Annotated in this window: 5 protein-coding genes and 1 pseudogene; 4 read left to right on the forward strand and 2 right to left on the reverse strand. The window is 67.9% G+C overall.

Annotated elements, in window-relative coordinates; genetic code table 11:
- Nucleotides 1-204: 204 nt before the first annotated feature.
- On the forward strand, nt 205-2,034 hold the full coding sequence (gene typA, locus ACH65_RS03400) for a translational GTPase TypA (protein WP_049621175.1): 1,830 nt from the start codon (nt 205-207) through the stop codon (nt 2,032-2,034).
- Between the two features lie 131 nt (nt 2,035-2,165).
- Here the strand turns inward: typA and ACH65_RS03405 are convergent, their stop codons facing one another.
- Both ACH65_RS03405 and ACH65_RS03410 read right to left on the reverse strand, forming a co-directional pair.
- On the reverse strand, nt 2,166-2,963 hold the full coding sequence (locus tag ACH65_RS03405; RefSeq protein ID WP_049621176.1) for a MipA/OmpV family protein: 798 nt from the start codon (nt 2,961-2,963) through the stop codon (nt 2,166-2,168).
- Between the two features lie 60 nt (nt 2,964-3,023).
- The gene (locus ACH65_RS03410; RefSeq protein ID WP_049621177.1) at nt 3,024-3,311 is read right to left on the reverse strand and encodes a hypothetical protein; all 288 of its coding nucleotides are present in this window, start codon (nt 3,309-3,311) and stop codon (nt 3,024-3,026) included.
- 182 nt (nt 3,312-3,493) lie between these two features.
- On the opposite strand from ACH65_RS03410, the gene ACH65_RS03415 reads away from it, so the two are divergent.
- The 3 genes and pseudogenes from ACH65_RS03415 to ACH65_RS03425 form a co-directional block, all read left to right on the forward strand.
- Complete coding sequence (locus ACH65_RS03415; protein ID WP_049621178.1) at nt 3,494-4,204, forward strand: response regulator; 711 nt, start codon at nt 3,494-3,496, stop codon at nt 4,202-4,204.
- Nucleotides 4,201-5,550 (forward strand): sensor histidine kinase, encoded by a 1,350-nt coding sequence (locus ACH65_RS03420; protein ID WP_049621179.1) that lies wholly within the window; start codon nt 4,201-4,203, stop codon nt 5,548-5,550. The genes ACH65_RS03415 and ACH65_RS03420 overlap by 4 nt, the downstream gene beginning before the upstream one ends.
- Before the next feature lie 336 nt (nt 5,551-5,886).
- Nucleotides 5,887-6,255, forward strand: a pseudogene (locus ACH65_RS03425) (hypothetical protein); the annotation flags it as partial.

Consider the following 6,255-nt stretch of genomic DNA (forward strand, 5'->3'; position numbering starts at 1 on the left):
GGGCGGGGCCCCGCCCGGGCTGCGGCGCCCCGCCGCCGGCCAAGCCGCGGCGCCAGGCCGCCCCCCGCAGGGCACAACCGGCCGCAGGCCCTTTCCGGCGCCGATTCCGCCCCCACGAGCACTGCGCCGCACAAGCCCGTATAATTACAGAGTTATTCCCTTTCCATAGCCATGCAGGCGGCCATCCAGCTGCCCGAGTCTCCTATGTCCATCGAAAACCTGCGCAACATCGCCATCGTCGCCCACGTCGACCACGGCAAGACCACCCTCGTCGACCAGCTGCTCAAGCAGTCCGGCACCCTCGCCGAGCGCACCGTGCTGGCCGAGCGCGTGATGGATTCCAACGACCAGGAAAAGGAACGCGGCATCACCATCCTGGCCAAGAACACCGCCATCACCTGGCAGGGCAACCGCATCAACATCGTCGACACCCCCGGGCACGCCGACTTCGGCGGCGAGGTGGAGCGCGTGCTGTCGATGGTGGACACCGTGCTGATCCTGGTGGACGCGATGGACGGCCCGATGCCGCAGACCCGCTTCGTGACCCAGAAGGCCTTCGCGATGGGCTTCAAGCCGATCGTGGTGGTGAACAAGATCGACCGCCCCGGCGCCCGCCCGGAGTGGGTGGTGGAGCAGGTGTGGGACCTGTTCGACCGCCTGGGTGCCACGCCCGAGCAGATGGAGTTCCCCATCGTCTACGCCTCGGCGCTGAACGGCTACGCCTCGCTGGACGAGAACGCCCGCGAAGGCGACATGACCCCGCTCTACCAGGCCATCATGGAGCACGCGCCCAAGCCCGACGTGGACCCGGAAGGCCCGTTCCAGATGCGCATCAGCCAGCTCGACTACAGCAACTTCGTCGGCGTGATCGGCATCGGCCGCATCCAGCGCGGCACGCTGAAGAAGGGCATGCCGGTGGCGGTGATCGACCGCGAGGGCAAGAAGCGCCAGGGCAAGATCGGCCAGGTGCTGGGCTTCATGGGCTTGGAGCGCATCGAGCAGGATTCCGCCGAGGCCGGCGACATCGTGGCCATCTCGGGCATCCCCGAGCTGACCATCTCCGACACCGTCACCGCGCTGGACGCGCCCGAGGCGCTGCCGGCGCTGACCGTGGACGAGCCGACCATCTCGATGACCTTCCAGGTCAACAACTCGCCGTTCGTCGGCAACAAGGACCTCAGCGGCGGCAAGTTCCTCACCAGCCGCCAGATCCGCGAGCGCCTCGACCGCGAGAAGGTGCACAACGTGGCCCTGCGCGTGGAGGACGGCTCCGACGCCGACAAGTTCCTGGTCTCCGGCCGCGGCGAGCTGCACCTGTCGGTGCTGATCGAGAACATGCGCCGCGAGGGCTATGAGCTGGCCGTGTCGCGTCCGGAAGTGATCATCAAGGAGATCGACGGCCAGAAGATGGAGCCGTTCGAGCAGCTGGTGATCGACGTGGAGGAGATCCACCAGGGTCCGGTGATGGAGCGCCTGGGCGTGCGCAAGGGCCAGCTGAAGAACATGGAGCCCGACGGCAAGGGCCGCGTGCGCCTGGAGTACCTGATCCCGGCACGCGGCCTGATCGGCTTCCAGAACCAGTTCAAGACCCTCACCCAGGGCTCGGGCCTGCTGTTCCACGTGTTCGACCACTACGGCCCGAAGGAAGAAGGCCAGATCGCCAAGCGCCCCAACGGCGTGATGATCGCCAACGCCGCCGGCACCACCCCCGCCTACTCGCTGGGGCCGCTGCAGGAGCGTGGCAAGCTGTTTGCTGCGGAAGGCGACTCGGTGTACGAGGGCCAGCTGGTCGGTATCCACTCGAAGGACAACGACCTCACCGTCAACGCCATCAAGCCCAAGCCGCTGACCAACATGCGCGCCTCGGGCAAGGACGACGCCATCCAGCTGACCCCGGCGATCAAGTTCACGCTGGAACAGGCGCTGGACTTCATCGACGACGACGAGCTGGTCGAGGTCACGCCGAGGGAAATCCGCCTGCGCAAGAAGCACCTCACCGAGAACGATCGCAAGCGCGCCTCGCGCGGCGGCTGATCGCCCGCCGGTGCCGCACGGAAAAAGCCGCCCTCGGGCGGCTTTTTCTTAGGGCGCTTCATCGCGAGACGGCCGTGCCGGACGCGATCCGCCGCGCTGCCCGGCTGATGGCATGGCCGGGCCTGCCCGGCTCAAAGCGCCCGGCTGATCGCCACGAACACCGAGGTCGCCCTGCTGCCGTCGATCAACGGGCTATCGCTGATCTTGCTGGGCAAGGCGCTGTACTTCGCATTGAGCATCAGCATCCAGCGGCCACCCAGCGGGCGAGCCACGTTGACGCCCACATCCGGGATCAGTGCCCCGTTTGGCCGGTAGCCTGGCACGCCGCGCCGCTCCTCCTCCGGGTGGATGCCGTAGTAATAGTTGGCGACCTTGCTGGAGAGGTAGGTGGCGCCCGCGTTCGGCGTGATCGTGAAACGTCCCCAGTGCAGCGGGTAACTGTAGCGCGCGGCGTATTCCTGCCCCTTGCTTTGGCCCGAGACGTCCGTCTTGGCCTCCAGCCTGAACTGCCCGGCCTCGCCGCGCCAACTGCCGGCGAAGCCGACGTCGATGCTGCGGTTGCGGTTATCGAGGTCGCTGCGGTCGATGCCGCGGCGGGCCAGCGCCGAGCGGCTGAAATCGCTGGCGCTGACGTTGTTGAAGCCGGTGCCGACGATGGCGTCAAGTGTGAAGCCGCCGGCCTTCCACAGATGCGCGCCGCCGGAAATGCCGCGGAAGAAAAAGCGCTCGCCCTCGAAGCTGACCAGCGGAAAGGGCGTCAACCGGGTGCCCACGCCCACATAGGAGTTGTCGACCGCCACCACGCCGACGCCCAGCCGCCAGCGCGACGGCGGCGAGGCATCGGTCGCGTCCTGCGATGCAGTCGTCGATTGCGCCCACGCACACACCGGCAGCGTGGCGGCCAGCAGGCCACAACATAGTTTCTTCATCACTCGGCTTTCCTCGGTAACGGATCAGGAGACGGTGCCGCCTACGCACCCATGTGTGCCTCAACGACCGCGGCGGCCGCTGCGGATCGCCGCGATCATCGCCAGCAGTTCCGCCGTGGCGCCTTCATCCACCAGTTGCCGGGCCGTCTTGTCGCCCAGTTCCCGGATCGGCACGCTGACGAACCAGTGCATCGCCTTGCCGATGTCCGGCTCGACCGCCTGCGCGGCCGCCAGCACCCGCTCGCGGTCGCGCCCGCCGGACGGCGGGCAGGCTTCGTCCGGCACCGCCTCGTCGACGCCAGGCAACAGCCAGCGGTGCAACCAGTTGCGGGTGAAAATCGCTGACATGGCGGCTCGACCCTTGCGCTCGGGGGACGAGGCATGCTGGCAAGGCGATATGTCCCGGGTTTGTCCCGATCGCTGCCTGCCCGCAACAATGTTTCACCGCCGAAATATGTGCTTGCGCGCGGGCGTTGCCGTATAACAGCGGCCATCGCGTCCCGCGTTCCCGTTCCCCCCTGGTGACCGCCATGTCCAGCATCCTTGTCGTGGACGACGACGAAGATCTGCTCGCCCTGCTCAAGAAATTCCTGGAGCGCTACGACTATGCCGTGGACGTGGCGGACTCGGGCACGCAGATGGACGCCCTGATGGCGAGCAAGCGCTTCGATGCGCTGATCCTCGACGTGATGCTGCCCGGCGAAGACGGGCTGAGCCTGTGCAAGCGGGTGCGCGCGGCCTCCAGCATCCCCATCATCATGCTGACCGCCGTGACCGAGACCACCGACCGCATCGTCGGCCTCGAACTGGGCGCGGACGACTACCTCGCCAAGCCGTTCGACGCCCGCGAACTGCTGGCCCGCGTCCGCGCGCTGCTGCGCCGTGCCGCGCGCCACCTGCCCGCCGCGGGCGAGCATCACCCCGGCCTGCGCTTCGGCAACTGGCGCCTGGACCTCGCCCGGCGCGAGCTGCGCTCGGCGGACATGACGCTGGTGCCCCTGTCCAGCGGCGAGTTCGAGTTGCTGCTGGTGTTCCTCGAACATCCGCAACGGCTGCTGACCCGCGAGCAACTGCTGGACTACGCGCGCGGCTCCGGCCACGAGGCCTACGACCGCAGCATCGACGTGCAGATCAGCCGCATCCGGCGCAAGATCGAAGCCAACGTGCGCAGCCCGGAGATGATCCGCACCGTGCGCAACGCCGGCTACATCTTCACCATGCCGGTGGAGCGGGTGCCGTGAAGCGCCCTCCCCTGCTGGACAGCATCGCCAGCTGGTTCGCCCTCAACCTGGCGGCCGCCATCCTTGTCGCGGTGCTGATGGGCCTGGCCTTCGCGCAATTCGCCGGCGTGTGGGCGCAACCGCCGCTGGAAGACAACGCCCTCATCGCCCAGGCTGCCGGCATCACCCGCACCATCGACCAGATCCCCGCCGGCGAACGCGCGGCGCTGGCCGGCAAGCTGGTCTCGCCCGCCTTCAGCGTCCACTGGTATCCGCGCCGCGAGCAGGTGCCCATCCCGCCCGGCCTCGGCAAGAACGAGCACGGTCCGTTCTGGGCCAAGCTCGCAGGCATGCTCAACCGGACCGACGCCGCGGTCCTGGCGTTCGCCCCCGACGAAGCCGACCGTCACGCCGCGCCCGCGCCGGACAAGTACGTGTTGGCCATCGAGCTATCCGACCGCAGCTGGATCGTCTTCGACACCCCGCAGCGCAGCTGGGGCATCGGCCGCGGCGCGCGGAAGCTGCTGATCCTGCTGTTCGTGCTGCTCTCCAGCGCCGTGATCGCCAACCTGGCCAGCCAGCGCCTGGCCCGGCCGGTGCAGCGCTTCGCCCGGGCCGCCGAGCAGTTCGGCACCGACGCGCGGGCGGAGCCGCTGAAGCTGGCCGGCCCGCGCGAGATCCGCGAGGCGGCCGCCGCCTTCAACGCCATGCAGGAGCGTATCCAGCGCCTGATGGACAGCCGCACCGAAATGTTCACCGCGATCTCCCACGACCTGCGTGCGCCGCTGACGCGCATGCGCCTGCGCGGCGAGTTCGTGGACGACCCGGAGCAGCAGCGCAAGCTGTTCCGCGACGTCGACGAGATGCAGGCGATGGTCGAGGCCAGCCTGGCCTTCTTCCGCCTCGACGGGCGGGACGAGGAGCCGACCCGCTTCGAGCTGGGCGAACTGCTCCACACCGTGCTGGACGACTTCCGCGACCTGGGCCAGCCGGTGCGCTCCGCCGGGCTGCGGCAGCTGGTCTACCTGGGCCGTCCCCTTGCGCTCAAGCGCGCGCTGACCAACCTCGTCGACAACGCAGTGAAGTACGGCACGGCGGCGGCGGTGACGCTGAGCACGCAGGAGCGCCGGGTCGTCATCACCATCGACGACGCCGGCCCCGGCGTGCCGACCGGCCTGATCCCCAGGCTGTGCCAGCCCTTCTTCCGCGTCGAACCCTCGCGCAACCGCGCAACAGGCGGCTTCGGCCTGGGCCTGGCTTCGGCCTGGTCGATCATCCGCAGCCACGGCGGCGAACTCACCTTGGAAAACCGCCAGCCGCACGGCCTGCGGGCCACCGTGGTACTGCCGGTACGGACCGGCCCTTGAATGCCCGTCGCCACCCATGCGCCGAGCCGTCGATACCGACGCGATGCATGATTGGCCTCTTGCGGCCCCGCATAACGCGCAGGCCCTACATTGATGCCAAATGCATCGCAAAACACGGGCACAAATCCACCGTGGTGCGGTTGGCGTGGGAAAAACCCTACACGCATCGGGACGGCTTTCTTTTAAGGTCGGCCAATCAGGCGCGCACGACACCGCAGCCAGGCCATGCGAGAAAACCCCATGCCGAGGATTCGTTTCACCAGCATTGCCGGGATGCCACCCTGGCGGTGGAGTGACCGGCCATGTCATGGCCCCGGGGATTCGGCGCCAAGCGCCATGCCCGAAGAAACCCCGCGCACCGATCGGGCATCAGCGATGCGCCCACGGCCCCATACCGGAAATCCCAGGCTTCCACACCTCATCGCGCTGTCCGCCGTTTTGCTGGCCACTCTTGCGACAGGCCCCATGCACGCCATGCCCGCCACCTCCCAGGACCACCTCCCGCCACCGCCGCAGACCTTCGAGGTGCCGTTGCGGTTTGCCCAGCACGACTTCGATGCCTTCTGCTTCAACACGCTCAAGTGCAGCATCGTGTACGACAACTACCAGTTCACCCGCGAGTTCGAGGACAAGCCATCCGGATCGCCTCCGAACCATTTCCATGAAAACTGGAGCCCATCGTATGTCGGCGTGCGCAATTTCCCA

Source organism: Frateuria defendens (assembly GCF_001182895.1).
Classification (GTDB): domain Bacteria; phylum Pseudomonadota; class Gammaproteobacteria; order Xanthomonadales; family Rhodanobacteraceae; genus Frateuria_B; species Frateuria_B defendens.

Excerpts from the sequence above, each read along its gene's own strand:
- typA (WP_049621175.1), top strand. The coding sequence starts at position 205 with ATGTCCATCGAAAACCTGCGCAACATCGCCATCGTCGCCCACGTCGAC.
- ACH65_RS03405 (WP_049621176.1), bottom strand. The coding sequence starts at position 2,963 with ATGAAGAAACTATGTTGTGGCCTGCTGGCCGCCACGCTGCCGGTGTGT.
- ACH65_RS03410 (WP_049621177.1), bottom strand. The coding sequence starts at position 3,311 with ATGTCAGCGATTTTCACCCGCAACTGGTTGCACCGCTGGCTGTTGCCT.
- ACH65_RS03415 (WP_049621178.1), top strand. The coding sequence starts at position 3,494 with ATGTCCAGCATCCTTGTCGTGGACGACGACGAAGATCTGCTCGCCCTG.